At 67.6% G+C, this 26601-nt stretch carries 33 protein-coding genes; 14 read left to right on the top strand and 19 right to left on the bottom strand.

Translation table 11 applies throughout. The annotated features are described in order from the left end of the window. Positions 1-176: 176 nt before the first annotated feature. Positions 177-1307, top strand: coding sequence for an extracellular native short-chain-length polyhydroxyalkanoate depolymerase PhaZ7 (gene phaZ7 / locus DX914_RS03250; protein WP_115857617.1), 1131 nt, complete (start codon positions 177-179; stop codon positions 1305-1307). Here the strand turns inward: phaZ7 and DX914_RS03245 are convergent. The 3 genes from DX914_RS03245 to DX914_RS03235 form a co-directional block, all read right to left on the bottom strand. Continuing rightward, on the bottom strand, positions 1304-1663 hold the full coding sequence (locus tag DX914_RS03245; RefSeq protein WP_158549180.1) for a cell envelope integrity TolA family protein: 360 nt from the start codon (positions 1661-1663) through the stop codon (positions 1304-1306). The two genes, phaZ7 and DX914_RS03245, sit on opposite strands and share 4 nt — an antisense overlap. Positions 1664-1728: 65 nt before the next feature. After that, positions 1729-2646 carry a M14 family metallopeptidase gene (locus DX914_RS03240; RefSeq protein ID WP_115857615.1) on the bottom strand — a complete coding sequence of 306 codons (918 nt, stop codon included), beginning with the start codon at positions 2644-2646 and terminating at the stop codon, positions 1729-1731. Positions 2647-2721: 75 nt separating this feature from the next. Continuing rightward, positions 2722-3999 (bottom strand): RICIN domain-containing protein, encoded by a 1278-nt coding sequence (locus DX914_RS03235; protein WP_158549179.1) that lies wholly within the window; start codon positions 3997-3999, stop codon positions 2722-2724. Positions 4000-4143: 144 nt separating this feature from the next. Between DX914_RS03235 and DX914_RS20675 the strand changes: the two genes are divergently transcribed. The 3 genes from DX914_RS20675 to DX914_RS03220 all read left to right on the top strand — a co-directional run bounded on the left by DX914_RS20675 (position 4144) and on the right by DX914_RS03220 (position 5302). Then, positions 4144-4545: a LysR substrate-binding domain-containing protein gene (locus DX914_RS20675; RefSeq protein ID WP_115857613.1), complete on the top strand. Its 402-nt coding sequence runs from the start codon at positions 4144-4146 to the stop codon at positions 4543-4545. Positions 4546-4664: 119 nt separating this feature from the next. Beyond that, positions 4665-4895, top strand: a complete 231-nt coding sequence (locus DX914_RS03225) for a DUF4287 domain-containing protein (RefSeq protein WP_115857612.1) — start codon at positions 4665-4667, stop codon at positions 4893-4895. A gap of 56 nt (positions 4896-4951) precedes the next feature. Next, positions 4952-5302, top strand: coding sequence for a hypothetical protein (locus DX914_RS03220; RefSeq protein WP_115857611.1), 351 nt, complete (start codon positions 4952-4954; stop codon positions 5300-5302). Positions 5303-5357: 55 nt separating this feature from the next. On the opposite strand, the gene DX914_RS03215 is transcribed toward DX914_RS03220, so the two are convergent. Continuing rightward, entirely contained in the window at positions 5358-5894 is a 537-nt protein-coding gene (locus tag DX914_RS03215; protein ID WP_425480654.1) for a nuclear transport factor 2 family protein, read from the bottom strand. 128 nt (positions 5895-6022) lie between these two features. Beyond that, positions 6023-6733: a cupin domain-containing protein gene (locus DX914_RS19955; RefSeq protein ID WP_147300591.1), complete on the bottom strand. Its 711-nt coding sequence runs from the start codon at positions 6731-6733 to the stop codon at positions 6023-6025. Positions 6734-6871: 138 nt separating this feature from the next. On the opposite strand from DX914_RS19955, the gene DX914_RS03210 reads away from it, so the two are divergent. Further along, positions 6872-7714 (top strand): class I SAM-dependent methyltransferase, encoded by an 843-nt coding sequence (locus DX914_RS03210; RefSeq protein ID WP_115857609.1) that lies wholly within the window; start codon positions 6872-6874, stop codon positions 7712-7714. A gap of 11 nt (positions 7715-7725) precedes the next feature. On the opposite strand, the gene DX914_RS03205 is transcribed toward DX914_RS03210, so the two are convergent. Both DX914_RS03205 and DX914_RS03200 read right to left on the bottom strand, forming a co-directional pair. Continuing rightward, complete coding sequence (locus DX914_RS03205; protein WP_115857608.1) at positions 7726-7971, bottom strand: hypothetical protein; 246 nt, start codon at positions 7969-7971, stop codon at positions 7726-7728. 110 nt (positions 7972-8081) lie between these two features. After that, complete coding sequence (locus DX914_RS03200) at positions 8082-8504, bottom strand: VOC family protein (RefSeq protein WP_115857607.1); 423 nt, start codon at positions 8502-8504, stop codon at positions 8082-8084. Positions 8505-8983: 479 nt separating this feature from the next. Here DX914_RS03200 and DX914_RS03195 point away from each other — a divergent pair, with 479 nt between their 5' ends. The 3 genes from DX914_RS03195 to DX914_RS03185 are packed head-to-tail and all read left to right on the top strand — an operon-like array spanning position 8984 to position 9864. Next, positions 8984-9295 carry a YkgJ family cysteine cluster protein gene (locus DX914_RS03195; RefSeq protein ID WP_115857606.1) on the top strand — a complete coding sequence of 104 codons (312 nt, stop codon included), beginning with the start codon at positions 8984-8986 and terminating at the stop codon, positions 9293-9295. Between the two features lie 11 nt (positions 9296-9306). Next, complete coding sequence (locus DX914_RS03190; protein ID WP_115857605.1) at positions 9307-9570, top strand: hypothetical protein; 264 nt, start codon at positions 9307-9309, stop codon at positions 9568-9570. A gap of 18 nt (positions 9571-9588) precedes the next feature. Continuing rightward, entirely contained in the window at positions 9589-9864 is a 276-nt protein-coding gene (locus tag DX914_RS03185; RefSeq protein WP_115857604.1) for a hypothetical protein, read from the top strand. Between the two features lie 42 nt (positions 9865-9906). Here DX914_RS03185 and DX914_RS03180 read toward each other — a convergent pair whose 3' ends face one another. Further along, the gene (locus DX914_RS03180) at positions 9907-10305 is read right to left on the bottom strand and encodes a winged helix-turn-helix transcriptional regulator (RefSeq protein WP_196778808.1); all 399 of its coding nucleotides are present in this window, start codon (positions 10303-10305) and stop codon (positions 9907-9909) included. A 52-nt stretch (positions 10306-10357) separates the two neighbouring features. Here DX914_RS03180 and DX914_RS03175 point away from each other — a divergent pair, with 52 nt between their 5' ends. After that, complete coding sequence (locus DX914_RS03175; RefSeq protein ID WP_231118127.1) at positions 10358-10945, top strand: hypothetical protein; 588 nt, start codon at positions 10358-10360, stop codon at positions 10943-10945. Positions 10946-11078: 133 nt separating this feature from the next. Here DX914_RS03175 and DX914_RS03170 read toward each other — a convergent pair whose 3' ends face one another. Continuing rightward, positions 11079-11261, bottom strand: coding sequence for a hypothetical protein (locus tag DX914_RS03170; RefSeq protein WP_115857601.1), 183 nt, complete (start codon positions 11259-11261; stop codon positions 11079-11081). Between the two features lie 176 nt (positions 11262-11437). On the opposite strand from DX914_RS03170, the gene DX914_RS03165 reads away from it, so the two are divergent. Continuing rightward, positions 11438-13147 (top strand): right-handed parallel beta-helix repeat-containing protein, encoded by a 1710-nt coding sequence (locus tag DX914_RS03165; RefSeq protein ID WP_147300590.1) that lies wholly within the window; start codon positions 11438-11440, stop codon positions 13145-13147. Between the two features lie 100 nt (positions 13148-13247). On the opposite strand, the gene DX914_RS03160 is transcribed toward DX914_RS03165, so the two are convergent. Both DX914_RS03160 and DX914_RS03155 read right to left on the bottom strand, forming a co-directional pair. Further along, positions 13248-13610: a VOC family protein gene (locus DX914_RS03160; protein WP_115857599.1), complete on the bottom strand. Its 363-nt coding sequence runs from the start codon at positions 13608-13610 to the stop codon at positions 13248-13250. After that, positions 13607-14194: a TetR/AcrR family transcriptional regulator gene (locus tag DX914_RS03155; protein ID WP_115857598.1), complete on the bottom strand. Its 588-nt coding sequence runs from the start codon at positions 14192-14194 to the stop codon at positions 13607-13609. Before DX914_RS03155 ends, DX914_RS03160 begins: the two co-directional genes overlap by 4 nt. Before the next feature lie 102 nt (positions 14195-14296). Here DX914_RS03155 and DX914_RS03150 point away from each other — a divergent pair, with 102 nt between their 5' ends. Then, positions 14297-14980, top strand: coding sequence for a hypothetical protein (locus tag DX914_RS03150; protein ID WP_115857597.1), 684 nt, complete (start codon positions 14297-14299; stop codon positions 14978-14980). Here the strand turns inward: DX914_RS03150 and DX914_RS03145 are convergent. The 4 genes from DX914_RS03145 to DX914_RS03130 form a co-directional block, all read right to left on the bottom strand. Beyond that, positions 14977-15867, bottom strand: a complete 891-nt coding sequence (locus tag DX914_RS03145; protein WP_115857596.1) for an acyltransferase — start codon at positions 15865-15867, stop codon at positions 14977-14979. The genes DX914_RS03150 and DX914_RS03145 overlap by 4 nt on opposite strands. A 79-nt stretch (positions 15868-15946) precedes the next feature. Further along, complete coding sequence (locus tag DX914_RS03140; protein WP_115857595.1) at positions 15947-17575, bottom strand: peptidoglycan-binding protein; 1629 nt, start codon at positions 17573-17575, stop codon at positions 15947-15949. Between the two features lie 74 nt (positions 17576-17649). Next, positions 17650-18513 (bottom strand): XAC2610-related protein, encoded by an 864-nt coding sequence (locus DX914_RS03135; protein ID WP_115857594.1) that lies wholly within the window; start codon positions 18511-18513, stop codon positions 17650-17652. 310 nt (positions 18514-18823) lie between these two features. After that, entirely contained in the window at positions 18824-20362 is a 1539-nt protein-coding gene (locus DX914_RS03130) for a tetratricopeptide repeat protein (RefSeq protein WP_115857593.1), read from the bottom strand. Positions 20363-20546: 184 nt separating this feature from the next. On the opposite strand from DX914_RS03130, the gene DX914_RS03125 reads away from it, so the two are divergent. Both DX914_RS03125 and DX914_RS03120 read left to right on the top strand, forming a co-directional pair. Continuing rightward, positions 20547-21473: an endonuclease/exonuclease/phosphatase family protein gene (locus DX914_RS03125; RefSeq protein ID WP_115857592.1), complete on the top strand. Its 927-nt coding sequence runs from the start codon at positions 20547-20549 to the stop codon at positions 21471-21473. A gap of 2 nt (positions 21474-21475) precedes the next feature. Further along, on the top strand, positions 21476-22033 hold the full coding sequence (locus DX914_RS03120; protein ID WP_115857591.1) for a hypothetical protein: 558 nt from the start codon (positions 21476-21478) through the stop codon (positions 22031-22033). Between the two features lie 542 nt (positions 22034-22575). Here the strand turns inward: DX914_RS03120 and DX914_RS03115 are convergent. The 3 genes from DX914_RS03115 to DX914_RS03105 all read right to left on the bottom strand — a co-directional run bounded on the left by DX914_RS03115 (position 22576) and on the right by DX914_RS03105 (position 25112). After that, complete coding sequence (locus DX914_RS03115) at positions 22576-23043, bottom strand: hypothetical protein (RefSeq protein WP_115857590.1); 468 nt, start codon at positions 23041-23043, stop codon at positions 22576-22578. A 290-nt stretch (positions 23044-23333) separates the two neighbouring features. Beyond that, positions 23334-24662: a ComEC/Rec2 family competence protein gene (locus DX914_RS03110; RefSeq protein ID WP_115857589.1), complete on the bottom strand. Its 1329-nt coding sequence runs from the start codon at positions 24660-24662 to the stop codon at positions 23334-23336. 207 nt (positions 24663-24869) lie between these two features. Continuing rightward, positions 24870-25112 (bottom strand): XAC0095 family protein, encoded by a 243-nt coding sequence (locus DX914_RS03105; protein WP_115857588.1) that lies wholly within the window; start codon positions 25110-25112, stop codon positions 24870-24872. A 106-nt stretch (positions 25113-25218) separates the two neighbouring features. Here DX914_RS03105 and DX914_RS03100 point away from each other — a divergent pair, with 106 nt between their 5' ends. Next, the gene (locus tag DX914_RS03100) at positions 25219-25461 is read left to right on the top strand and encodes a helix-turn-helix domain-containing protein (RefSeq protein ID WP_115857587.1); all 243 of its coding nucleotides are present in this window, start codon (positions 25219-25221) and stop codon (positions 25459-25461) included. Between the two features lie 72 nt (positions 25462-25533). On the opposite strand, the gene DX914_RS03095 is transcribed toward DX914_RS03100, so the two are convergent. Next, entirely contained in the window at positions 25534-26580 is a 1047-nt protein-coding gene (locus DX914_RS03095; protein WP_147300589.1) for a PIN domain-containing protein, read from the bottom strand. Positions 26581-26601 lie beyond the last annotated feature (21 nt).

Here is a 26601-nt window from a genome sequence, read left to right as displayed (position 1 = left end):
TCCGTGTGGGTGGCGACGGGGCGCGGCGCGCCCTCCCGCTACCAACGTCACAGCCCGTGGGCCGTGAAGGCGCCGGCCCTTGCCCATAGGTGCAATACCGGCGCCGCCGCGGCGGGTCCACCATCGCCGGCATCGGCTTTGGTTGTGATCGAACTGACACCCTGGGGAGGGCTCTCATGTTCCGCAGCACGCACAAGCTCGTTTCGTTGTTGGGTTCCACCGGCGCGCTGGCGCTGGGCCTGTCCGGCCTGCTGGCGCCGTCCACCGCGCGGGCCCTGGATTGCGGCAGCCACAACGGCTACACCTGCCAGGGCGCGGCCAGCCAATACGCCGGCGGCTTCAGTCCGGGCGTGGGCAGCGGCGGTTTCGGCGGCGGCGCCTGCACCGCCACGCGCACGCCGGTGGTGTTCGTGGCCGGCAACGGCGACAGCGCGATCAGTTTCGACATGCCGCCCTCGCCGGTGGCCGGCTACACCACGCCGGCCAACTCGGTGTACGACGAACTCAAGGCGCGCGGCTACAACGACTGCGAACTGTTCGGCATCACCTACCTGGACGCCGACGAGCGCGCCGCGCCGCAGTACAACTACCACGAGCCGGCCAAGTACCAGATCCTCAAGACCTTCATCGACAAGGTGAAGCTCTACACCGGCCGCAGCCAGGTCGACATCGTCGCCCATTCGCTGGGTTCGTCGATGAGCCTGGCGATGCTGCGCTACTACGGCTACCAGTCCAGCGTGCGCCGCTTCGTCAACATCGCCGGCGGCCTGCGCGGCCTGCAGACCTGCCTGAGCACCGGCTATCAGTCGCCCTATGCGCCCACTTGCAATGCCGAGGCCTACGTCTGGCCCTACGACTACTACACCTTCGGCCTCTACCCCAGCAGCGGGGTGACCTACTACGGCTACAACCGCTGGACCGGCAGCGGCAGCAACAGCCTGCGCGCGATGCCGGCGCTGTACAGCGGGATCGCCTACTACACCATCACCGCCGGCGCGCAGGACCAGGTGCACTGCTTCACCACCAGCTACGCCGGCGGCTGCAGCAGCGGCGCGTTGTTCGCCGCTTCGGCCAGCGTCAAGGCGCAGGTCGACATCGGCACCGGCAGCAGCGCCTACGCCTACGACTGGGATTGGAGCGACGGCAGCCCCTACAACCTGGGCGGCGGCGACACCAGCAACGGCGTCGGCCATTTCCGCTCCAAGAGCAACGCCGGCCGCATCGTCTACAACATGCTGGCCACCACCTGCACCACCGGCTGCGCCAACGGCTACGTCGGCGTGAACGGGCCGGCGGTGAACCGCTAGGGCGCCGGGTCGCGGGCGGTGAAGTTCAAGATCAGGTAGCGGCTGAACACCGGCTCGTAGCCTGCATACGGCAACGGCTGGGCCTTGAGCACGGCCGTTTCGATCGAACGCCGGCCGGCGGCGTCGAACTCGCAGTCGGCCGACGCCTGCGCGGACAGGATCGCGCCGCCCGGCAACTGCCGGACTTCGAGCCGGCAGCGCTGCCCTTCGACCACCGACGCGGGGCGCGTCCATCGGGCCAGGATCGCCTGCTGCACGGCCGCGACGTAGCGAGCTGTCAGGGCACCGTGATCGTGACCGACCGCGGCTTCCTGCGCTCCGGCATTGGTGCACATGCCCACGGCCAATAACGCCACCCAGCAAGCTCTACGCATAACGCCCCTGACCGATTCGGACTACGAAAACAGCTACTTTTCGCCGCTTATACCGCCAGCGCGAAGTCGATCGCCGCGCACACCGCCGCGGCCTGCGCGGCGTTGCACTGCTCGGGCGTGGCGCGCGGGCTGTCGGGGTAGACCTCGGTGGTGGTGGTGTAGCGCGCGCCGGTGATGCCGGCGCACAGGCCGAGCTTGCGCATCGGGTAGTGGATCACGCCGTGCGCGACCACGGGCGATCCGATGATCTCGCCGCGCGCGTCGGCCGGGGCGATGTGGGTCACCCGCTCCACCGCCGCGATCACCGCCTGCTGGAACGCCGGCTGCGGATTGTCGGTGTCGTCCACCAGGTAGAAGCCGTCGGGGATCTCGCCGGGCTCGAACGGCTTGCCGTCGCGCGCGGCCAGCGCCGGACGGAACTCGGACTCGTCGCTGTCGGTGGTTTCGTGCAGATCGATATGCACTAGGAAACGCCCCAGCAGCGGCGCCACCAGCGCCATCAGCGCGGCCGATTCCGGCGCCGGGCTGCCCTCGCGGAAGGAACGGTTCGGGTCCAGCGCGCCCGGGTTCCAGCGGTGGATGCGCTCGTAGGCCCAGGGGCTCACGCAAGGCGCCACCAGCAGGTTCACGCGGCCTTCGTAGTCGGCCGCATGCCGGTCGACGAACTGCAGCGCACCGTGCACGCCGCTGGTCTCGTAGCCGTGCACGCCGCCGGTGACCAGCACCGTGGGCAGGTCGTCGCGCCAGCCGCGCGAGCGGATCGCGTACAGCGGAAAACGTTCGGGCGCGTAGTCCAGTTCGCCGTACTGCTGCACGTCGAATCGCTCGCGCAGGCCGTCGATGCGGCTGAGCACGTCGTCGGCGTAACTGCGCTGGCGGCGCTGGCTGGCCAGCCACTGCGCTCTTTCCGCGGCGCCCCAAGCTTGGCCCGGCGTGCCGATGGGATAGAAGGCGGTGCTGGTCATCGCGTCGCTCGCTGCTGTGCCGTGGAGGGTGGCCGGCATGTTAGCACCGGCCCCGCCCCGCCCGGCCGCGGCGGTTCAGCGCAGCAAGGTCTGCACATCGCTCACGCTTTCGCCATAGCGGTGGTTGTGGCCCTCCACGACCGCCCTGGCCAGGCGCGCCAGGTCCACGTCCGTCAGCTTGCGCGGCGACGGCCCGCCGCCTTGTTCGTAGTTGAACACCACCACGTCCAGGAACACCGGCCGGGCCAGACGCCTGCCCTGGAACAGCCGCACCAGCGCGCCGGCGATCGACGGGTACGGCGTGAACTGCGGATTGGCCAGCCACTGGCGCAGATCGGTCTCGGGCACGCTGAAATCCAGGCCCGAGTAGCGCATCGCCTGGAACGCATCGATCGGCAGCGGCGCCAGCGGCGGCGCTTCCACCGTGGCCGGCTGCTGGATCACGCCCACCGGCTCGATCTTGAAATTCAGCGTGACTTTGCCCTCGTCGTTGTCCATGCCCATGCTGCCGGGGCCGGCGGCGGCGAAGGTGCGGGTAGTGGTGCCCACCACCTCCCATACGTCCGGGTCGAAGATGCCGCGGTCAAATTCGCGCACGTGGCAGGTCACGGTGACCGGCAGCGGGCCTTCGTGGGTCAGCTGGCGGTCGATGCGCAGGGTGCCGCCGGTGTTGGCCTCGGCCATGTGCACCATCTCCACGTCCGCCTCGGCGCCCAGCCCGCAATGCACGCGCCAGTCGCAGGCGCCGCCCTCGCGGCAGTCGTCGATATGCATGTCGCTCACGGCCACCAGCACCCTGCGCGAACCCAGGCCATCGGGCGGGAACGGGAAGCCCGCCTGCGCCAGCCGCCAGTTCTGCGCGGGGCGGCCGTCGCAACTGGCCAGGCTCATCTCGAAATGGATGGCGTAACTGGGCTGGCAGAAGCCCCCGCCGCCCACCTCCGGAAACTCGCAGCCCGGATCCAACAGCTCGACATCGGCGACCCAACCGGTGGGCGGTTTGCCCGGGCGGGTGCCGTGGGTCAGGCATTTGTTCGGGTCCACGCCCACCGGGCGCAGGCGGCCGTCAAACGGAAACGCCCAGCGCTGCGAGGCGCTGCCGTTGCACTCGCGCGTTTGCACGGCGACGCCGTTGCGCGGCGCTTGCTCCAGGTCCAGGCAGCGCACGGGCGTGGTCTGCGGCAAGCGCAGCGTCGCGCTGTCGCGATCGAACTGGAAGTTCTGGCCCGGGGCGCCATTGCACGCGGCCAGCGTCAGCGACCCGCCGCGGGCGGGATCGCCGGCATCGACGCATTGCCCCGGTAGCGCCGGTTGGGTGACCGGTTCGGTGGCGGCGGGAGCCGTAACGGACAACAGAACGATCGCTACCCATGCCTGTCCGCAGAGGCGCTCCAGGTCGGGCCGACCCTGGACGCATCCCGTCACCCGCTCATTACCGCTCATGGCGTTCTCCTTGCCTGGCTCGCATCCGTGACCGTCGCGGCTTCCGCTGCCGCTATGCCGGCGATGCTAAGCATCCGCACCGCGCCGGCGTTCGCCTCTCGTCGGCTGCGCCCGGATCTGTGCGCCGGCCGCACAGGCGCTGTTCGCCCCATCGTCTGGGACCTGCCGGCCCGGGCCAGCACCATGGCCGCCCGCCCCCACCAGGACTTTTCCATGCGCATCTCTTCCCTGTTCGGCGCCGCCGCCCTGGCCGGCCTGGGCATCGCCGCCTTCACCGCCCCCACCGTGCGCGACGACCTGGCCGCCGGCCGGCTGCTGCGGGTGCTGCCCGGCCACCACGCCGGGCGCCGCCACTACTATGCGGTCTACCCGCACGCCCGCCAGCTCGCGCCGCCGGTGCGCGCGTTCACCGAATTCATGCGCGCCCACTACGCCGCGCCACCGCCGGCCGCCTGAGGCCCAACGGGCGCCGAAAAAAAATGTTTGCCGGCCGTGTCGATTCCGGCCGCCTGCGTTCGTCGCCTGGTTAAGAGCCCCGCTGCGGGCGCTCGCCACCCCGAATCAGGAGCTGTCCGATGTCGTTCCAGGCCTACCTCGACTCCATCCAGACCAAGACCGGCAAGACCCCCGCCCAATTCCGCGCCATGGCCGCCCAGAAAGGCTATTCCAACGCCAAGGGCCTGCTGCCCGGGATCAAGGCCGGCGACGTCATCGCCTGGCTGAAGCAGGACTACGACCTGGGCCACGGCCACTCCATGGCCATCGTGGCCTTGCTCAAAGGCATGAAGAAAGAAGGCGACCGCTGAGCGCGGCCGGCTCTGCTCCCCCCAACGCCTCTCGTTAGCTAGAAGGAGCACCGCAGATGAAACAGTACCTCGCCATTTTCACCGGCTCGCCCGCGTCCATGGATACCTGGAAGACGCTGGACCCGGCCACGCGCCAGGCCCGCGAACAGGCCGGCATGCAGGCCTGGCAGCAGTGGGTCACCGAGCATGCCGCGGCCATCGTCGACCACGGCGCGCCGCTGGGCACCACCAAGCGCATCGGCCCCGACGGCATCGCCGACATCCGCAACGCCCTGGCCGCCTACACCGTGGTCCAGGCCGAATCGCACCAGGCCGCCGCCCAGCTGTTCGAAAACCACCCGCACTTCACCATCTTCCCGGGCGACGGGGTCGAGGTGATGGAGTGCCTGCCCATGCCGGGCATATAAGGCACCAAAGGCTCGATCGCGGCCGCCTTCCCCGGCGGCCGCGAGACGTTCGCGCTCAGCGCGCGGCTTCGGCCGTCCAGCGGTCGCGGATGGTGTAGACCACCGAGATGATCTTCCAGCCCTGCTCGGTGCGCACCAGCTGCCACATCTCCTTGCCCCAGTTTTGCTTTTCGCCCTTGGACAGGAACACGTAGTCGAACGAGACCGAGGCGATCTCGCCGTCGGTGTCGATGCGCACGTTGGAGAACCGCTCCTCCTGCTGATGCGGCGCGGCCACCGCGCCGTCGATCAGGGCGACGAAGTTGTTGCCCGGAATCTGCCGCGCCTTGATCGCATCGGGCTTGGTCTTGCGGATGTGCTCCAGGCGGGTGTCCTCGGACACGAACTGCCAGGTGATGTCCTCGGGCTTGTCCGAGAAGAACAGGCTCATGTAGGCGGCCTTGTCCTTGTGCTTGAGCGAGCTCATGAAACGCTCCAGCACCTGCCGGATCGCGGCCTGGTCTTCGGCGCTGCCATGGGGCTTGGCCACGGCGGTCTGGCACAGCGCCAGGGACAAGGACAGCGCGAGGGTAATGACGCGAAGCTTGGGCACGCGGTACGGCTCCTGGGTTGGCGTAGGCCGCGGCCTGCAGGCCCGCGGCAAACGCCTATTGTAGGCAGCGCCTATCGCTCGAGCGCACGGTTCAACGCCGAACCGGCACGGCCTGGCCGTGAACAGCGTCAGCGCCGCCTGCGTTTGTACGCCGGATCGCCGTCGGCGGACTTCAGCTCCACCATCACCACGCGCGGCTCGCCGGCCAGCAAGGTCCATTGGTGGGTGAAGTGGTTGTTCCAGCGCACCAGGTACGGCTCGAAATCGAACACGCGGGTGCGGCCATCGATGGTCACGCGGAAGCGCGACTTGCTCAGGCTCACCAGCACCGTCGGCGGATGGCTGTGCGGCGGGCTGACCGCACCGGCCGGACCGAAGCCGTCGAGCACGCGCACGTGCGCGTTGTCGATCACCGCGCGATGTCCCTCCGGGTCGATGCGGCTGGCGTGGTCGGCCGCCAGCGCCGGCTCGGCCGGTACCGTTCCGGTCGCGGCGGATTTGACCTCGACGAAGAACACATGCGCCTCGCCCGCCACCGCGGTCCATGTGCGCCGTTCGGGCTCGCCCACCCACTGGATCTGGCCCGGATCGTAGTCCAGCACCTGCGCCGAGCCGTCCGACGCCACCAGGCGGAAACGCGCCTTGCCCGCGCTGATCCGAACGCCGGGAGGCTGCACATGACCGGGCAGGCTGGCGCCCACCGGCATCAGCAGTTCGACCACCCGCACGTGCGGATTTTCGAACACCGTGCGCAGGTAATCCGATGCCTGGGCCGCGGCCGTACCGCTGGCGGCCGTCAGCACGCCCAGGACCCACAACCGTGCGAATGCGTAATTCATCGTGAACACCCCTGCCTTAGGCTGGCGACCACAATGCGATCCGCTCCAGCGTTCTGCGATTACCTGACAGGTAGCGCCCGGCGCTGCATGCGGTACGCCCAGCCCTTATCCTGACGGCCCCTATCCCCGTCTTCCGCCGTGCCCCACTACACAGGTCCCCTGCTCACCCGCCCGCTGGCCCTGGCCCTGCATGCCGCACGCCAGGCCGGCGCCGCTCATTGGAGCGGGTCCATGGACTTGGGCCGCACACAAGGCGAAGTCCCGCTGCACGCACAGACTTGGCAGTACCGCGATCTGGCTTACCCCTATCCACCGGAGCTCAAGGACCGCACTCTCTACTACTGGGACGGCGAGGACTACGCGCCGATCTCCCGCTACGCCGGCTCGCTGATCAAGCTGGTGCCCACCGACTGGGGCGTGCCCACCTTCGAGATCGACGGCATCAAGATGCTGCCCACCTCCAAGGCCTCGCCCCTGGACGATGCGCGGCGCAAGGTCGCGTTGATCGAACCGCGCAACAAGGCGGTGCTCGACACCTGCGGCGGCCTGGGCTATTTCGCCGCCTGCTGCCTGGACGCCGGCGCGGCCCGCATCCAGTCGTTCGAAAAGAACGAAAGCGTGCTGTGGCTGCGCACGCTCAACCCCTGGTCGCCGGACCCCGACGCACCCGCCAGCGGCGGCCGCCTGCAGCTGACCCATGGCGACGTTTCCCAGGCCATCGCGCATCTGGACGACGCCAGCTTCGACGCCCTGCTGCACGACCCGCCGCGCTTCGGCATCGCCGGCGAGCTGTACTCGCAGGTGTTCTACGATCACCTGGCGCGCGTGCTGCGCCGCGGCGGCCGCCTGTTCCACTACACCGGCAGCCCCAACAAACTCACCAGCGGCCGCGATGTGCCGCGCGAGGTCGCCAAGCGCCTGGAGAAGGCCGGCTTCAAGGCCGAACTGGCGCTGGACGGCGTGCTGGCCAGCAAGCGCTAGCCGCGCCTAGCTCACGGCACTTCGCAGCGCCAGATCGAACTGGCCAGCCACAGGTTGGCGCGGGTGACGTGGTTGTAGATCTCCTCCAGCGGGGTACCGCCTTGCGCGGCGCATTGGCTGACCGCGTCGGCACGCGCATCTTGCAAGGCGATGCCGGGGTCGTAGCTCTGGCCTTGGCCGCTGACGGTGATGACCGCGGCGGCGGCTGAGAGGGGCAGCAGCAAGGTCAAGGCGGCGGCGAAGCGGTGGCGCTTCATGGCGTGCTCCCGGTAGCGAATCCAACGCAGGCATTTGAAGCGCCAGCCGAGCAGCGTGCTGTGAAACTCCGGTAAGCACGACGTAAGGACAACGCCCGCGCCACCGCGCCCTACTCGTCCAAGGCCAGGATCAGCCAAGGCGTGCCGTAGCGGTCGACCAGCTGACCGAAGCGCGGCGCCCACGGCATGCGCGTCAGCGGCGCCTGGACCCGACCGCCCTCGGCCAGAGCCTCGAAGAGGCGCGTGGCCTCGGTCACGCTGCGGGCATGCAGGGCGACGTTGAAACCTTGCATCGGGCGGAACTCGTCGGCCGGCACGTCGTTGCCCAGCAAGACACTGTCGCCGAGCCGGACTTCGGCATAGCGGATGTATTCCGGCGCCGCCGACTTGGAACCCGGCGGCAGCGGAACGCCAGGCGTGCCGCCCAACGAGTTCATTACCGCGATCTCGCCGTCGAAGACCTCGGCATACCACTCGAATGCCTGCCGGCAGTCGCCATCGAACGCCAATTGGGCCATCACCTTCAGCGGCATCGGATGCTCCTGTGGCGTTGAGCGCGCCTGTTTCCTGCGATCCTGCTGTAGCCGACCTTGATGCCCTGGCGGTTAACGCGGCGTCGGATTGCCGGGCGCGGTTCTTCACGAACATCCAACAGGCATAGCCCTCATCCGTCTTTTCGTTCCAGCGGCCGTAACAGCCGCGCCCGCGGCGCACGGTCGCTCCCGCCAGCGCCCCGCGCGATCCGGCAACTCGCCGTAAGGCGCTGCAGCGACGGCGCCAGCGGTGTTGCTACGGCCGCGGCTAAGCACCCGCGGCCGCAATGGCGTAGGATGGGGCAGCACTGCGTTGCCACGTGCGTCCCGTCCGACCGCTAACGCCGTCGCTCGCTGCGCTTCCCTTCCGCGTTTGCGCTCCTGCCCGGAGCGACGCCCCCACGGGAGCGCCTATGCCGATCACCGGGTCCACCGGACCCAATACGCCTCCGCCGCTCGTGCCGCCGCAGACCCCGGCCATGGGCGCCTCCGCCCCGGCGCCGGATTGCGGCCGCTGCGACGCCGTCTGCTGCCGCCTGACCGTGGTGCTGCAGCCGGAAGACCGCATCCCCCCGCATCTGTCGGCGCGTACCGCCGCCGGCCTGGAGGTGATGGCGCGCGACGAGGAAGGCTGGTGCGTGGCGGTGGACGCCACGCGCATGCAGTGCTCGATCTACCACTCCCGCCCGCAGGTCTGCCGCCGTTTCGCCATGGCCGGCCCCTATTGCCTGGAGGTGCGCGCCGACTACGCCGACCGCAACGCTCGCGGCATCCCGCTGAGACTGTACTGACCGGAGCTCCCATGCCGTCCCCGAAGAAGCCCGCCCCTGCCCCGACCCCGCCCGCGCCGGCCGCGCCGCCCAAGACCGGCCACGCGTTCTCGTCGCGCAAGCCCCCCGATCGCAACGGCCTGACCCACGAGCGCCTGGCGGCCGATCTGGAAGCGTTCCACCGCGCCGGCGGCCGCATCGAAGTGCTCGGCATTACCCGCGCGCTGCGCCGCATCGGTACCGACGCCGAGGCCGCCGCGCCTGCGGACACCGCCGAATCCAAATCCTCTAGCTGACTCGCACGGAGACCGCCTTTGCCCACGCCCAACTACGCCTTCGAGAAACGCCAGCGCGAACTGGCCAAGAAGCGCAAACAGGAAGAAAAAGGACGCCAGGAAGCGCGAATCGCGCGGTGCGGACGAGCCTGCGCAACCCACCGCGGCGCAATCATCACCGTCGCAATCCGCTCAGTCGGAATCGGCATCGTCGGAATCGGCATCGTCGGCATCCGCGCCGCCGTCGGCTCCCGGGCCGCGCGTGCACCGCAAGCAGGCCACGTGACCGGCGCGCGCGCAGGAACGTCGCGCTAGCGCCGCCGCGCGCGGAGACACGGACTCAGGCGCGCACCCGACTCAGTGCCGCGGGCTCACCGTCTCCGCGCAAACCCGCGCCACCGGCCCGGCGCCGCGGCGCAAGTGGCCTTCGCCCCACAGGCGCACGCTCTCGATCAGCGGTAACAAGGTCTCGCCGTACGGCGTCAGGCGGTAGATCACCGGCGCCGGCACCGCGCCGGTGGGCAGGCGCTGCACCAGGCCGTCGGCCTGCAACTCGCGCAGCTGCTGGGTCAGCACCTTGTGCGAGATCGGCGCGACCCGGCGCGTGAGCCCGGCGAAGTGCAATTCGCCGTGGGCCAGCCAATACAGGATGGTCAGCTTCCAGCGCCCGCCGACCGCGCCGAACGCGGCCGCCAAGGGGCAGGCCTGCTGCGGATCGGACCGGTCACGGTTACCTGCAGGTGCGTTCTTGCTCATGGCGGCCTCGCGCCAGCACTGTGGCGGCCATCATGCGAGACGGATGCCGACGATGCAAAACGCGCTGCGATACGGGTTCATGCTGGGTTGCCTGCTGGTGGCGGTGGCCGTGAGCGCTTCCGCGCAGGCGCCGCAAGCTGCTCAGCAAGCCACTGGCCACGACGGCCAGCACGACTTCGATTGGGAATTCGGCCGCTGGCGCACCCAGGTGCGGCGCTTGCTGAACCCGCTGTCCGGCCAGCAGGAATGGGCCGAATACGACGGCACCAGCGTGGTGCTCCCGCTCATGGACGGGCGCGCCAACCTGGTCGAACTGCGCGTGGAAGGCCCCGCCGGCCGCATCCACGGCACCAGCCTGCGCCTGTACAACCCGCAAACGCGGCAGTGGTCGCTCAACTACGCCAGCCTGAAGAACGGCCTGCTCACCCGCCCGCAGTTCGGTGGCTTCCAGGGCGGCCGCGGCGAGTTTTACAGTCTGGAAGAGCTGGACGGCCGCGCGGTGCTGGTGCGCTTCGTCATCTCCGAAGTCGGCCGCGACTCGGCGCGCTTCGAGCAGGCCTTCTCCGCCGATGGCGGCAAGACCTGGGAGACCAATTGGATCGCCATCGACACCCGCCTGCCCGATAAGGCTGCCGACTAGCGCCTACCTGTAGGAGCGGCGTGAGCCGCGATGGATGTCGCGATCCAAGCTGAAACCACACCGGCCAGCGAGGTCGCAACCGCGGCTCACGCCGCTCCCACAGACCGCATAAACAGATGACGACGACGCCTGCTTACGCGTAATCGCTGCGCAACTTGCCCAACACTTCCCGATAAATCCGCACCGCCCGCGCCGCCAGCTCGGGCTGCGTGCCCACCGGGCTCAGCGACGCGGCCACGCCCGCGGCCAGGATGGCGGCGATGCGCTCGTCGTGCTCGGTAGCGGGAGCGTGCTTGTCCAACAACGATTCGCCCATGGGCCCAGCCTCCAAACCAAAGAACCAGCCAGGAGTTTGCCCAGCGGTGCGGCACCTGGCTATCGCCAAACCAAACTTGCGACGGCGCCGGCACCGGCCTACCCCAACTTTCATTTTGGCCGCCACGGCTGAGCCGCCGCGTTAGCCGAGGACAACCTTCACGCCAGGACGCGGCCATGTCGATGGGACCTCACGCAAGGATGCCGGGCTTTCCGAATAGGGTCCTGGGCACCACGGCCGCCTGCCTGTTGCTCTCGCTCGCCGCCCTGGGCAGCGTCGGCGCGCGCGAACGCAGCGGGCCCGATCGCGACGCGGAACCCTCGCCCTGCATCACCGAGGCCTCGCTGCGCCTGACCGCCAGCCCGGCCACCGTGCTGTACGGCCAATCCAGCCGGCTCAGCTGGGCAGTCACCGTGCCGCGCCACTGCACGGGCGTTTCGATCACCGTGGCCGGAGCCCTGGTCGGCCGCAACGGCAGCCGGCAGGTCGCACCCTCCGCGAACAGCCAGTACCACCTGGTGGTCAGCCAAACGCGGCTGGGCGTGCGCTCGCAGACCAGCGCCTCGGCGCAGGTGGCGGTGACCTACCCCGAGCGCGTCGTCATTGCGCCGGACACGCCGACCCCCGCCAAACTGCTCGCCGCTGCCGTCGCCGCCGAAGGCGTGCGCACGATCGAGCTGCGCTGCGGCGTGGAAATCGACATGACCGGCCTCTCTCAGCTCACCCTCAGCGGGCATTCGATCATCGCCTCGCCCGGCTGCGAACGCAGCCTGAGCCGCCCCGGCCCGCTGATCTACGTGACCGACGAACGCCGCAATCTGGCCCTATTCGACGTGCGCGGCGACCGCGTCGCGCTGTCCGGCTTCCGCCTGCGCGGGCCCACGGATTACCTGGCCAACGGCGACCGCAAGGAAACGGCCATCCGCATCGTGCCGTTTTCCGATCACCCGCCGATCGAGGCTATCGAGATTTCCAACATGGAGATCTTCCACTGGAGCGGCGCCGCCATCGACGTGCGCGACGCCGCCGCGCCAGGCACGACCCGAGGCCGCCTCACCAACGCGCGCACCACGCTGCAGATCCGCAACAACCACATCCACCACAACCGCCACGGAGCCGGCTTCGGCTACGGCGTCAACGTGGGTTACGGCGCCTACGCCCTGATCGAACGCAACGCCTTCGACGAAAACCGCCACGCCATCTCGGGCGACAGCAGCAACGGTGCGGGCGACTACTCCGGCTACACCGCGCGCGACAACCTGATCCTGTCCGGCGGCGGCCGGCATTGCACCGACAGCCTCATCAGCATTTGCTGGCAGACCCACCAGATCGACATGCACGGCGAGGACTCCACCGTGTTGGGCGGCGACTATTGCTGCGGCATCGCCGGAGAAACCATGCTGATCGAGCGCAACACCGTGCTCTACGACGCCGGCTACGCGATCAAGATCCGCGGCAACCCCACCGACAAGGCCGTGGTCGACGGCAACGCCTTCCGGCTAGGCAGCCAAGGCAGCGCCATCGCCCAGAACGGCGACACCGACGGCGACATCACCCGGCCCATCCAGGTGCGTCCCAACAACCGCTACGGCATCGCCGACCCCACCACCCGGCTGGGTCGCTGCGACTTCGACGGCGACGGCACGCTGGACGAGTTCATGACCACCGGCGTCACCTGGTGGGCACGCTCCACCGCACAGCCGCAGTGGCGCTACCTCAACACCCAGCCGCAGATGCTGGCCCAACTGGAACTGCGCGACATGGACGGCGACCGCATCTGCGACGTGGTGCGCACGGCCAGCTCGCCCCTGGGCGGCAGCCTGCGCAAGATGTACTCGCGCAGCGGCACGGGGGCTTGGACCTATTTTTCCGAGGTGGAGCGGTAGCGGCCAAGGCCGATGCAGCCGCCCCTGTCACCGCCTTCTTGGGTCGATCGATCTCGATCTTGAAGAAACCGCATCGAGGCGCAGCCTTGACCACCAAACGTTAAGGCACCTCATCCGTCTTCTGCCCGATCCACAACCGATTCCCATCCGGATCCTCGATGCGGAATTCGCTCATACCGTAAAACGGATGCGAGATCGGCGGCAGGTCCAGGCCGCGCCGGCGCACTTCGCGGTGGTAGGCGAAGATGTCGTCGGGATACAGGTAGAGCACGCCGGTGCGCGGCGCGTCCGGCGGCTGGTTGATCGACTCGTCCACCATCACCCGGCAGTCGTCCATCACCAGCATGGCCCAGCGCCAGGCGTCGTTGCGGTTTTCCACCTCGAAGCCGAGCTTGCGGTAGAAGTCCACGCTGGTCGGCATGTGGCCGACCGGCAGCATGGGCACCAGGCGTTGCATCTTCATGGGGCGTCACCGGAATTCGAGTGGGTGGCATGGCCGGCCTGCAAGGCGCGCGCCGAGGCGGCCACGCACAGTTGCAGCGCCAGGGCCAGGTCTTGCGCGCTGCACTTCGCCTCGCCGGACAGCCAGGCAACGATCGGCGAGAACAGACCGTCGGCCAGGGAACTGGCGGCCAGGCGTACGGGGATGCGCAGCCGGCTGCGTTGATCGCGACTGAGCGCGGCTTCGACGTGTTCGACCAGGGTGCGGCGGACGATGCGCAAGGCCGCGCCCTGGAACAGGCTGCGGGCCAGCGCGCGGTTCTGCCAAAAGTGCTCCAGGATCGCCTGCACGCGCTGCGCGTCGGCATCCGTTCGGACCAGGCCGGCCAGAATCTGGAACGGCCCCTCCAAGCTGGCCGAGAGCAGCGCGTCCTTGTTGCCGAAGTGCTCGTAAAAGGTCGAACGGCCCACGCCCGAGCGCTCCAGCACGTCGGCCACGCGGATCTCGTGGTAGCGGCGGCTGAGCACCAGCGAGAAGAACGCCGCCAGCAGGTCCTGGCGGGTGCGGCGCCGGCGCGGGTCTTCGTTGGGATCGGCCTGGGTCATGGCCGAATCCTCCCACGAAGCGCGGCGGACAGTGGGGCCGGATTGTCCGGAAACTCCCGCCGGGCCGGCGCTAGCGTGCGATCACGCGCCCAGGAGAGCCCGATGAACGCCGGCACGCCGCCCCGTTGCCACACCCGCCTGCCCGCCTTCGTGCTGATCGCCGCCGGCGCCTTGAGCGCCTTGACGATGGCCTTCCATCCCGCCGCCGAAGGCACGGATGCGCAGGCACGCTTGCATAGCCTGGCCGCGATTTCGTCGCTCAGCCTGCATGTGCACCTGGCGATGATCGGCTTCGTCGTCGCGCAATGGCTGTCGCTGGCCTACCTCACCCGCTTGTGGCCGGCCAGCGGCTGGGTCTGGTTGGCGGCGCGCCTGTACGCGATCGGCGCGGGCGCGATGCTGGGTGCGGCGCTGGTCAGCGGTTTCGTCACCGGCGCGTATCTGGGCCGGGCCCTGCCTGCGGTGTCGTCGGCGCAAGAGGCATTGCCGCCTGTGCTGTTGGCCTACTCGGCGAATCAGGCGCTGGCCGGCTTCGGCACCGTCTTCATATCGCTCGCGATCCTGTTGTGGTCGGCCAGGCTGATCCACGGGCCCGGTCGCCTCGCGCGGCTGTGCGGCGCCTACGGCATCGTCGCCGGCGCGCTGTGCGTAGCGGCGTATGCAGGTGGCGTGCTGACGCTGGATGTGGCGGGGATGACCGCCGTCGTCGGGGCGCACGGGGTTTGGTTCTGCCTGCTGGGCGCTTGTGCGCTACGCCGCGATCGGCGCACGCCAGCCACACACTAGGATTGCGCCGTATCCGCCAGCAACCCCGCCATGTCCGCATCCTTCTCGCTCCACAAGGCGTTCATCCACTGCTGGAAGCGCGTGCGGAATTCGGGGTCGTTCTGGTAGTCGCCGCGCAGCAGTTCGGCGGGGATGGCGCGCTGGCGCACGCGCACGCGCACCTCGGGGATGCGGTCGGCGATCAGGTCCAGCAGCGAGGGCGCGCCGCCCGGGTAGGCGATGGTCACGTCCAGGATCGCGTCCAGGCCCGCGCCCATGGCATCGAGCACGAAGGCCACGCCGCCGGACTTGGGCTTGAGCAGGTGGCGGTACGGCGAGCCCTGCGCGGCGTGCTTGTCCGCGGTGTAGCGCGTGCCCTCGACGAAATTCATGATCGACACGGGGATCTCGCGGAACTTCTCGCAGGCGCGGCGGGTGGCCTCGATGTCGCGGCCGCCCAGTTCGGGGCGCTTGGCGATCTGCTTGGGCGTGTAGCGGCGCATGAACGGGAAATCCAGCGCCCACCAGGCCAGCCCCAGCAGCGGCACCCAGAACAGTTCCTGCTTCAGGAAGAAACGCATGAACGGCGCGCGGCGGTTGAACAGCTTCTGCAGCACCAGGATATCGACCCAGCTCTGGTGGTTGGCCAGCACCAGGTAATGGCCATCCAGCGCGGGCGCTGCCTCCTCGCGCACGTGCATGCGCGTGCGGGTGAAACGGTCCCATAGGCCGCTGTTCACGCCGATCCAGCTCTCGGCGATGCCGGTCAGCACGGTGTTGCAGGCCAGGCGCAGGCGCTTGAACGGCAGCAGGGCCTTGATCAGCGCGGTCAGCAGCAGCGGCACCACGTGCAGCACGGTGCTGAGCACGATCAGCAGCGAAATCAGGGCGACTCGCAAGAACAGCATGGAGGCGGCGGATTCGGGGGGAGCGCCATTGTCCCAGGGCGACGCCATCGGCGTCACCCCGGTAGCGCGCCGGCCGCGCTCAGCCCATCCGCATCCCGGTGCCCTGGGTCTGGGTTTGGGTCTGCGTGGCGGTGCGCTGGGCCAGCTCGCGCTCGGCCACCACGCGCTCGCCTTCGGCTGCGCTCTGCTGCTGCGGCACGTTCACCGCCGCGGCGGTGTGCACCGCCTCGGTGCTGCGGTTGAAGGCCGGATGATCGTTGACCCGGCTGACCTCGACCGCGCGCGCACGCGAGCCGTCGTTGTTCAGTTCCACCCGGTCGGGGTTGATGTCCACGCGCAGGCTGGCCACGGTCAGCACGCCGGCCAGGTTCTGGCTGTGGGTGCCGGCCGGAATGCCGCGCTCGCGCTCGGCGCCGTGCACCTGGCCCAGCACCTGCGGGAACAGCGAGGCGTAGGTGCTGCTGCCGCCGGTGGGTTGCAGCGCGCCCTGGCGCTGATCGGCCGGCGCGGTCACCGGCGGATCGGCGGCGGGCGTCTGCGGCGCCGGAGCCTGCTGCGCGGGCACGGCGGCGGCTTCATTGCGCCGGCGCACGGCTTCGGCCGCCTCGGGCAGGCCGCGCTCCACCGCGCGCGCGTTGATCGCGTCGCGGGTGCGTTCGTCGGCGATGCCGTTGGCCGGCTCGATGTTCTCGTCGCGCTGGAACCGGCGCACCGCCGCCAGCGTATTGGCGTCGTAGCGGCGGGTCACGTCCAGCAGGCCGTCGTTGTCGCGGTAGCCCAGCCCGCGCAGCTGCCCTTGCAGGTCGGCCACGGGGTCGCCGCGGTCGCCGGTGTTCAGAACGCGGTCGTTCAAGGGGCCGTAGAGGTCGGTGATGCTCTTCAGGCGGAAATTCGGATCGGCCTGCAGCACTTCGCCGCGCATGCGGTCCATCAACGCCTGATCGATGGTGCCGGTCTGCGGGTCGATGCCGGCGGTGCGCTGGTAGTTGCGCACGGCCTGCTCGGTCGAGGGGCCGAAATCGCCGTCCGGTGCGATCGCGCGGCCCGCGTTGTTGGTGACGTTCAACGCGGCCAGGTACTGCTGCGCTTCGAACGCGCGCGCGTTGGCGTCGCCGCGCCGCAGGGTGGTGTCGGTGGCGGCCGGGGTCGCCGGGGTCAAATCCACACCGTCGCGCTGCACCGAGGTCACCAGATCGGCCACGCGGCCTTCCCAACCGGTCGCCAGCCCGGCGATGTGCGCCGCGCGGTCGCTGCCGTTGACGATGGCGCGCGCACCGGTGTAATCGGCGTTGTCGGCGGTGATGAACTGGTCCAGGCGCTGGTTGGTGAACAGGCCGTCGCGCATGCCGCGCACCAGCACGCGCGAGGCCACTTCCGGATCGGCCGCCAGCGCGGGGTTATCCGCCAGATCGCTGCCGCGCCCCAGGGCTTCGCCCAGGCGCTGGTAGTTGTCGCGGTGCGTGAGGTGCGCGTAACCGCGGCCGAAATACTCCTCGCCGCCCTGGTAGCCCAAACGCGCCGCCTGCTGGCGGCCGTAGTCTTCCTCGGGCTTGGTGAAGTTCATGCTCTCGTGCTCGGCCGTGGCCAGCACGTAGGCGATCTGCCGTTGGTCGGTAATGCCTTCCTCGATGCAGGTGCGCACGATCAGGCGCACCGCCTGATCGCGGCTGATCGGTGAAGCGGCGCTGGGCCCGTATCCGTCGCTCATGACGTCTCTCTCCTTGTGTTCTGGAACTCCTGGCGGACCGCGCTCCGTTGCCGGCGCGCGCCCCCTGGCCGATGTTACTGGCCGGCTTTAGTGCAGGTACTGTAATCCTTGCTCTCGGCGATCTTGGGCGCGGCGCCACTGGCGTCGATGGTCTTCTCGCCGCGCTCGCAGGGCCCGCTGCGGTACCACAGGTACAGCCGGCCGTCGGCGATGCGCGAGAGCGTATGCCCGCGCGTCAGCTCGGCCAGGGCCCGGTTCTCCACCAGTTGCTTGCTGCCCGTGTCGTACAGGTAATAGGTGTAGGACGGATCGCCGTAAGACCCGTCGAAACCGGTCCAGACCATCAGGTCCAGGCGCCCGTCGTCGTTGATGTCCGTCCGGATGAAGCTGTACCAGCGCTGGACGAAGCCCGACGACAGCGGGCCCCAATAGGCCGAGTCGCCGGACTGCATCTTCGGCGCGAACACCACCTGCGGCAGCGACAAGGTCTGCGCTTCCAACGTCGACGCGCTCACCTGCAAGCGGGCGTTGTCGCACACCAGCGCCCGCACCCCGCCGCACCCGTCCGATCGCAGGGACAGCTTGGTGTCGACCAATTGCAGGTCGAGGCGGCCCTGCACATCGGGCGTCCCGCGCACGCCGACCGCCACCGGGGCCGGCGCCTCGTCGGCCAGCACATCGAAGCGAGCGGCGATGCGCTGCAGCAGGCACACCGGATCGGCGGCGCCGGCCGCCGCAGGCTCGCCCTTCCCCGCCGCGCACAGGCGCTCGGTTTCTTTCTGCCATGCCGCCTGCTGCACCTGCAGCGCGTGTCGCTGCGCGCCTCCCAGGGTGAGCGTGCGCTCCTGATACAGCGTATCCAGGGTGCGGCGTTGATACGCCAGCTCCTCGTCCAGGCAGCGCGCCTGGGCCGGCGCGTCCTGGGCGGCTGCGGTCATGCAATCGCGGTACTTGCGGCTGCCCTGGGGCGGCGGGGTTTGGGGGGGAGCGGGTGCAGCGGCGGGTGCGGGTGCGGCGGCCGGTACGGCCTGAACCGGAGCCGCGGGCTCGGCCGCAGGCTGCGACTGCGCCGCGCCCTGGCAACCCGACAGCGCGAACGCGAAGACCGCGCCCCACATGAATACACGGTGGCGCCTGGGGCGCCGCGCCCGATCGTCCTTGTAACGAGCCATGCCTGCCTTTTGAATCTGGGGGATAAAGACGGTTGATGGGCTTATAGCATAGGCCGGATAAGCCTTATCGAGCCCGTCACCACAGCGGGTAAGTCTGCACCCGTCCCACGGCCTCAATGGCGGCCTTCACATCGGGCCGCTCGAGCATGGCCTGCAGATTTTTGCGGAAAACCGTATCGCCCGGCAAAGGTTCCGACTCCAGGGTCGGCTGCGCGACCCAGAGCGCCTCGGAGCGGGTACGCAGGTCCTGCAGGCGGCCGATGAACACCGCCGCGGCCTCGCTGGTATGGTCGGCCCGCAACAACGCCCGCATCAGTGCGTCCGAATCGTCGTCTGCGTGCTCGCGTATGCGCTTGAGCACCTGCTTCGCCTCGCGCTGCTCGCCTTGAAGCAGCGCCGCCTGCATCAGCACCACATCCCGGCGAATCAGGCTGGGAGGTTCCGCCATCACGGCCAGTTCCCTGACTAACGCGATGGCGTCGTCAGGGCGCAGCCGGCCGTTGTACCAAGCGGCGAGGCTGAGCTTTTGGCCGACGTTCGGCTCGCCGTACTCGGTCATCCGGCTCGCGCGCTTGAGCGCGGCCTCGGATTCGTCCAGTCGCCCTAGCCTGCTCAAGGCTCGCGACCGGATGAGCAAGGTGAAGTTCTCGTCGTCGCTGTCGTGGTACGCCGGCTCGCGCTCGGTCTGCGCCGCGATCTTGGCCAGGATGCCGTCGCTGACGGTCAACACTTCTTCGTTCCGGCCCGCATGCAGCAAGGCCTCTAGCCAGGCGTTGTGCGTGTAGAGGTTGCGCGGGTTGTCCTGCGATAGCACCTGCAGACGGTCGATCAGTTGGCGCAAGGACTCGACCACGAACGCCGGCTCGGCCGGTAGCAAGCCGTCCAGGCGTCGGTCTGCCTGCGCGCTCATTAGCGGATACGGCCACGCCACCCGCGCCACCGCCTCCCTGGCCTGTTCCCGTTCGCCGCGCTGCGCGCGCATCAGCGCAAGTTCCAGCCATAGCTTGCTGGCTTCTTCCTCCTCGCGTTTCCAGTTGGCGTCGTAGAGCGTTTGCGTCAACTGCAAGCGGCGCTCGGAATCCGCCGGCAGGTTGCGTATAAGCTCCACCATGTGGCCACCCGAGATCGCATCGGTCAGGTGCGGCCATTGCCTCAATATGTGCAGCAACGCGTCCGCAGCTTCGTCGTGTCGACCGTTGATGTCCTCGGCTATCGACAGGCGATGCCAATCGTCCGGGTCGCTGGGGTCCAACTGCACGGCGCGGCGGTAGAACGCGGCCGCGTCTTCGTACCGGCCCGAACGGGCTTCCACCCAGGCCGCGGCCGACACCACGTCGCGTTGCGCCTCCGGCGGCAGCGCGGCGAACTGCGGGTCCGCTATGACGGCAGCCAAGGCCTTGCGCGCACCGCCACGGTCGTCCGTGGTCCGAGCCAGCCCGATCGCCGCCTCGCGGCGCACGGCGTACTGCGTGGCCGCGTCGCGCTCGCGCTGTTCTTTGTCCGTTATTGGCGCGGCCTGCGAGCTGGATTTGAAGGCCGGGACCGATGCTGCTTGGGCCAAGGGCGTCACTGCGAGCAGCGCTGTCGCCGAGATCATCAAAAAAACGGTCCGCATGGTCCCCTCGTGTGGTAATCGCCCGGCGGCCGGAGCGCCCGACCGCGACCCAGTCGCCGCCCCAGCCCAACGACGCGGGCGCCGTGCCGCCGATTGTAACCAGCCTCACTGGAAGGGAGCCGCAGAACGCCACACACGGTTTATCATTTCCGAGGAGTATCGCCCCCAAGGATCTGCCGCCCAAATGGAATTGCGATTGATGTGGTGGAATGCCGGCCTGAGTCCTGGGAAGGGGCCCAAAGCGTCCGGCGACAAGCAACAAGCGGCGTTGGCGGTAGTGAACGGACTAATCCAAACGCACCGGGCCGACCTCTTCGGGCTGTGCGAGGTATCGGAGGCCGACATTGTGCGGCTGAGCAATGAGTTCGGGCCCAAGGGTTTCGGGATCGTCCCCATCCAAGACAAGGACGGCCAGGCTCAGTTCGACATGTGTCTGCTCTACAAAATCGACACGCTGGCATTCGATCTGACGAGCAAGCTCGCCGCGTTCGATATGCGCTCCAAAAGCAAAATCAAGGTCGGCTTTGCGATCCAGGCGGTGTTGCTGCAAAACGGAGAGAAGATCTCGATCGTCGCCTCGCATTGGCCCAGCCGCATGCAGCGGGCCAAGGACCATGTTTCCCGAATTGAGATGTCCACTGCGCTGCGAGATCTCGTGGAACAGAAGCGCCAAGAAGGCTGGGGCCGTTTCGTGCTTATGGGCGACTACAACGACGAGCCCTACGACACCAATCTGTTCAATGTGCTATGCGCCACACGCGATCACGCCTTTGCGTCCAAGCGCAAAGACTACTTTTACAACCCGTTCTGGCGGCATTTGACGGGCCAACCGTACGACGCCAGCAGCACCAATCACGCGCTTCACGGTACGTTTCAGTACGCTGCCAGCCATGAGCCACAGCAAAGCTGGTGGCTGTTCGATCAAATGATGTTCTCGTCGGAATTCGTCGGCGAGGGCCCGTGGCACCTGCGGGAGGAAGATACGGGCGTGGCGAACATTTCCCGGCAGGTTTATGACTACACCCCTAAACCGACATTCCCTGGAAAGCTCACCAAATCCCAGACCCTCTTTGACCACTTGCCGATCTATTCGACGCTGGAGCGAATCTGACCATGGCCGATTATTTGAAAGCGCTCAACGCAGGCGTGGCTGCCGCCAAAAAAGCCGACGCCAACTTCCTTGCGATCAATCTGGTCATCCATGAGGCCAGCAAGCAGCTGTCGGAAGCCACCGGACAGCGGCTGCGCCTGTCTAAGGCGACGGCCACCAAACGCATACTGCCGGCCCCTCTGGAAGCGATTGGGTTGGGCGCGACCGCCAGCCTGCTCATGAGCGCCAGCATTAGAAAGGCCGCCGCTGAAATTCCTTACGACGCCCTAGTGTTGACCGTTGCAGGAGTGCCGAACGGCCAGTTGGCGCTTTGCGAGTGGAAAGAGGCCCAGGAGGGCTTTCCTGTGAGCCTCAAGTTCTCGGGCAAAGAATTGACCTGCCGCGACAAACGGTCGCTGGAGGCCGGACTGATGTCCGTGCTGTCCGATGCCGACAACGGACGCCAGATAGATCAGCTGCTGCGCAAAGCGGAGATCGCCGTGCAAAGCGGAGAACCCAACATAATTTGGGTGGACGAGGATGAGGACCTGTCCCCGCCCGCGCATCTCCCGCGCCCCTGAACCTAGTTGAGGCACACCCTCCGCGGCGTAATCGGTGGAGCGCCTGCGTCGGCCGGCCGTTGAGACACGCAGGATGAGTAAAAAAGACATTCAGCAAGGCCTCGGATCCTTGCGCGGCAGCCTCGCATGCCTCACGGAAGGCTTGCGACCGCTGAGTGAAGCAACGCAACGCTCAAGCGAAGCAAAAAGACGGCTGTGCGTGAGCGGGAAACGGCTGGCGCCAGGCTGGGAGCGCTTGAACGTAGCCGTTGGCGGGCTGGCGGAAGGCGAAAAACGGCTGAGCGAAAGACGAATAAGGCTGACCGAGCGCGGGAACGGCTTACGCGCAGGCCGATGACGGCTGACGGAAGCTTGGCGCGGCTTGGCGATGGGTTTCAGGCGGTATCGGACAGCTATGAAAGGCCTGTCGGGTAGGTACGCCGTGCGGCCGTAAGCTCCAACGGCCCCGCCCTACTCCTATCGCCCGTCACCGCCCAAACGCGCCGCCGCAAGGCTGCGGCGGCGCGCGGTGCGGCCCGCCTGACGGCGGGTGGCAGCCAAGGTCAGGCCGGCGGGGTGACGGGGTCGCGGCGGGGTTTGGTCCAGCGCGCGGACAGGTCCTTGCGCAGGCCGTCCAGGCCCTGGTTCTTGCCGGACACCTTGAGCAGGCCGTAGGCCTCCAGGGCGAAGTTCATCAGGTCCGAGCCCAGGGCCATTTCGGTGTCGGCGGCGCGTTCGGACAGGCGTTGCAGGCGGTCCAGCAGCGGGCGCAGGCGGTCCAGGGCGCGCAGGTCGGCCTGGGCGCCGGGCAGGTTCAGGCTGGGCGGGACGATCTGCGGGTTTTGCTCCAGCGCGGTCAGGGCCTGGCGGCAGAAGTACTCGGATTTGGGGCCCATCTTGTTCAAGCGGCGGCGGTCGTCGACGTCCAGGGCGATCAGGGCCGACAGGGTGGCTTCCAATTGGTTCAGCGCGGTCTGGGCCTGCTCCAGTTGTTCGTTGCTGAGGTCGAGCGAAATCATTCCTTGCGACATGGGGCGGTTCCTCGTGTGGACGATGGCGCGCCGCGGGTGCGGCGGCAGCGCATGGTTTCGGGAACGCGCGTGCGGCGCAGTCGGGAAATGCCGCGTGGCGGTGTCGGAATTGTCTTGGGTTAAAACGCGTGCGCGCCGCGGCCCGCAGCGGTGGCGCGCGAGTGCGGTGGCGTGTGCGCGGCGCGTGCGGCGCACGCCTGCGCGCGGCACGCAAACGCCGCAGCGTTAGGCGCTGCCCTGCCCCGCGCGCGGGCGCTGCGCGCAGTGCGGCGCGCCGCGCATGGGCGGCATCAGCGGCATTGCACGGGTACGGATTCGCCGCGTTCGGTCAGCACGCGCCAGTGGCCGGCGGCGCTGGCGTAGATCACGTAGTGGCCGTCCCAGGCGGTGCCGAACAGCGCCTTGGTGAGTTGGCGTTTGCGCGGCTCGGTGTCGGCGCCGTCGAAGGCCCACACGTCGCGGCGCGGGCGGGTGCCGGACACCGCGCCGATCAGGCGGTCGAGGGTGTTGCGGTTGGGGTGGCCGTGGTCGTGCGCGGTGCCGCTGCCGCGATCGTCGGGCGAGCCCACGCCCATGAAGGCTAGGCAGGGCGTGGTGGCGGCCAGCAGGCGGTCGTTGGTGCCGTTCTCGGCGCCGTGGTGCGACACCTTCAGCGCGTCCACGTCGAACACGCCGGGGTCGCGTTCGTAGTCGTCGAGCATCCAGCCCAGGCCGCCGCCGTCCAGCGCGCCCTGGCGGCTTTGCAGGTCGCCGGTGAACAGGAACGAGGCTTCGCCGTAATCCACGCGCAGCACCACCGAGTGGTGGTTGGGGTTGCTGAACTGGCTGGGCGCATCGCCGGGCAGCCCGCCCCACAGCACGCGCAGCTGCGGGTTCACGCCGTCGGCGCAGGCCGGCAGCGGGTCGATGACGGCGCTGGTGGCGCCTTCCAGCCACAGGATGTCTTCCATGCGGATGGCCTCGTAACGCTGGGCGTGATCGCGCAGGAACACTTGATCGGGCGCGCCGCCGCCGCTGTCGTAGCCGCTGTCGAGGTAATTGCGCACCGCCAGCGGGTCTGGCCGGTCGCCGCCGAACAGGAACGGCACGCCGTCGGCGTGGTCGGCGTGGCTGTGGCTGATCACCGCCAGCTGCAGGGTGCGGTGCAAATCGGGCCGGCGCTGGTCGAAGAAGCGGTCCACATAGGCCACCAGCCGGTCGCGCGAGGCTTGGCCGCGTTGCAGCCCGGTGTCCACCAGGGCCGCGCCGCAGGCGAACTCCAGCAGGAAGGCATCGCCCTGGCCTACGTCGATGGCGTGGACGGCCATTTCCTTGGGGCGCAGGGCGCGCGGGGCGAAGGGCGCGGCGCGGGCGAGCGCGTCGGCGCCGGCGGTGGCCCGTTCGAAGTCGGCCTCGGCCAGGCGGTCGCGTTTTAGGCGGGCGTTGGGGCTTGGGGGTTCTAGTGCGGTGGCGCCGTCGCTGTGGCGGGGGCGTTCGAGCAGGGCGTCGCGGGCTTCCTGGGCCGAGGGGTCCGGCGGGGGTTGCGTGGCCGGGTCGGTGGAGCGGGTTGCGGTGGTTTGGCAGCCGGCTAAGGCGGCTGCGAGTACTAAAGCCCACAGCGCTTGATGCTTGGCGTTCATGGCCTGCCCCTCCCTGGCGTTGGCCTAGTGTGCCGCGTGTGGCTTGGGTTTAGTGCGGCGCTTGTTGGGGTGGACGTGGGGAGGGGCTGGGAGCGGCCGCGGGGCCCCGGCCGGGCGACGCTCAGGGCAGGATTGCAGGCCGAAACCCGCTGATGCGCAGCCGGATCTAAGCAGGATCGCACCTACACGACGCTGGCTGACGACGCCCTAGTCCGTTGATGGGCTGGCTGCGTCCGCGATGCGCTCCAGATCGTCGGCCAAGCGGTCGAAGCAATACGCCAGCGCCTCGGCCGAGATCGACAGCTGATCGGGCGCGTTTTCGTCCTGCGGCTCGGTCAACTGGGCGAGCAGGCGTAGGTGGTCGCGGGTTTGGGTTAGGGCTTGGTGGGCGGTGGCGGGCAACACGTAGTTGTCGAGCGTGGTTGCCGCAGAGCTGAGTCCGTTCTGCATGGGTATCCCCTTCTAGTCGCGAGACTGCGACAAGATCATTATATTCGATTTTTGAATATTCGCAATAGGGATATAGCTTCGGTGTGGGTCTTTGGATGCCACACGCATGCCTACGAGCACGCTATACAAGAAAGAGAACGAACTGCTCACCAAAATGATGCGCGAGATGCGCATTGCGGCTGGACTCACGCAAGCAGCGTGCGCAGAGGCTTTGGGCAAGCCGCAGTCTTTCGTGAGCAAGGTCGAAGGCGGCAGCCAAAGAGTCGATCTGATCCAACTTCGCGAGTACTGCAATGTCTGCGATACCTCGCTTACAGCATTCGTGAAGCGCTTCGAATCCAGGCTCTGATCTAACTCAAGCTGACTAAGACAACAAGAATAGAGGCTCACGAATGAGTAGACCTACCCGCCCTCCCAGCTACTAGTACCAGTCGGGCGGATATAAGGTCGCCGATACATAAGCCCCCCCTAGAACAGTGGCATTACTAATCGTCGCCTCGTCAGATTCACGATCGTATTCAAATACAAAGCTAAAAGGGACGTCATCTATATCGACTTCCTTCTCGCCCTCTACCGTCTCAAACGGAAATAAAACTTTATCCTCGCTATCGTAGATCGCCGACTCCCAGTCGGGATGATTGAATGAAACCTCAGCCTTGCAGCTAACCCTAGCGTATACGAGATATGTCCCTTTGGATTTCTTTGATGTATACACCCTAATCCTGTCTAGCGTCGCATCACGGACGCTCTGCACTTCCAACTCGCCATCTTCTACGTCTTCTGAGTAGATGATGTAGTCCTGCAACGCCTCGCCCACTGAATCATTGAATTCCGCCTCGAATCGATCCAGCAAATCAAGGGCTTCGTCACCAGCCGGAGCAACTCCAAGCACCTCCAATAGCCTCTCAAAGTTCTCGACTAACTTGACATGCGCAACATTAGATACAGCGGGTAGAAAGTCATGATCGCCGGACAGAATAATTAGACTATTTATCTCGCTCACACCCTCCAACAACGCGGCGAGGATAAACGCATCCGGAAACTGATCTTTCTTACTTGACAGAGAAAACATTCCTCTCCCATGAGTATAGTCGTCAAGTATCTGCGACGGCGAAACTGAATCTATATTAAGAACAAGCGCCCTGAGCTCTTCTCGCAAGAAACGGACGACACGGCCGTGATGCTCTTCAAATATGCGCCCTCGCAGCTCATCCCGATCGATCTCTGGTATATCTAAATCTAAATACCTCTTAGCACGAACCCGCAGATCCGGCCTGCAGATATCCTGAAGCTTATCCATCTCGACCTTAGCAAAGCGCTTAGCCACTTCACTTATCGTCAAATCGGTCGTCACCACACGAAGAATATCGACCTCAATTAGATCGCGTAGCGTGCTGGCTTCCGCGCTGTCGAACGCATGCCCAAATTGAATAATTTTGTTCGCATCGATGAAAACATTCTGCGTCATGGACATGGCCTCACAAATTAA

It is taken from the genome of Lysobacter silvisoli (genome assembly GCF_003382365.1).
GTDB classification, from domain to species: Bacteria; Pseudomonadota; Gammaproteobacteria; order Xanthomonadales; family Xanthomonadaceae; genus Lysobacter; species Lysobacter silvisoli.
The sequence above is the reverse complement of the archived record's forward strand: the minus strand, read 5'-3'. Positions and strand labels throughout refer to the sequence as shown.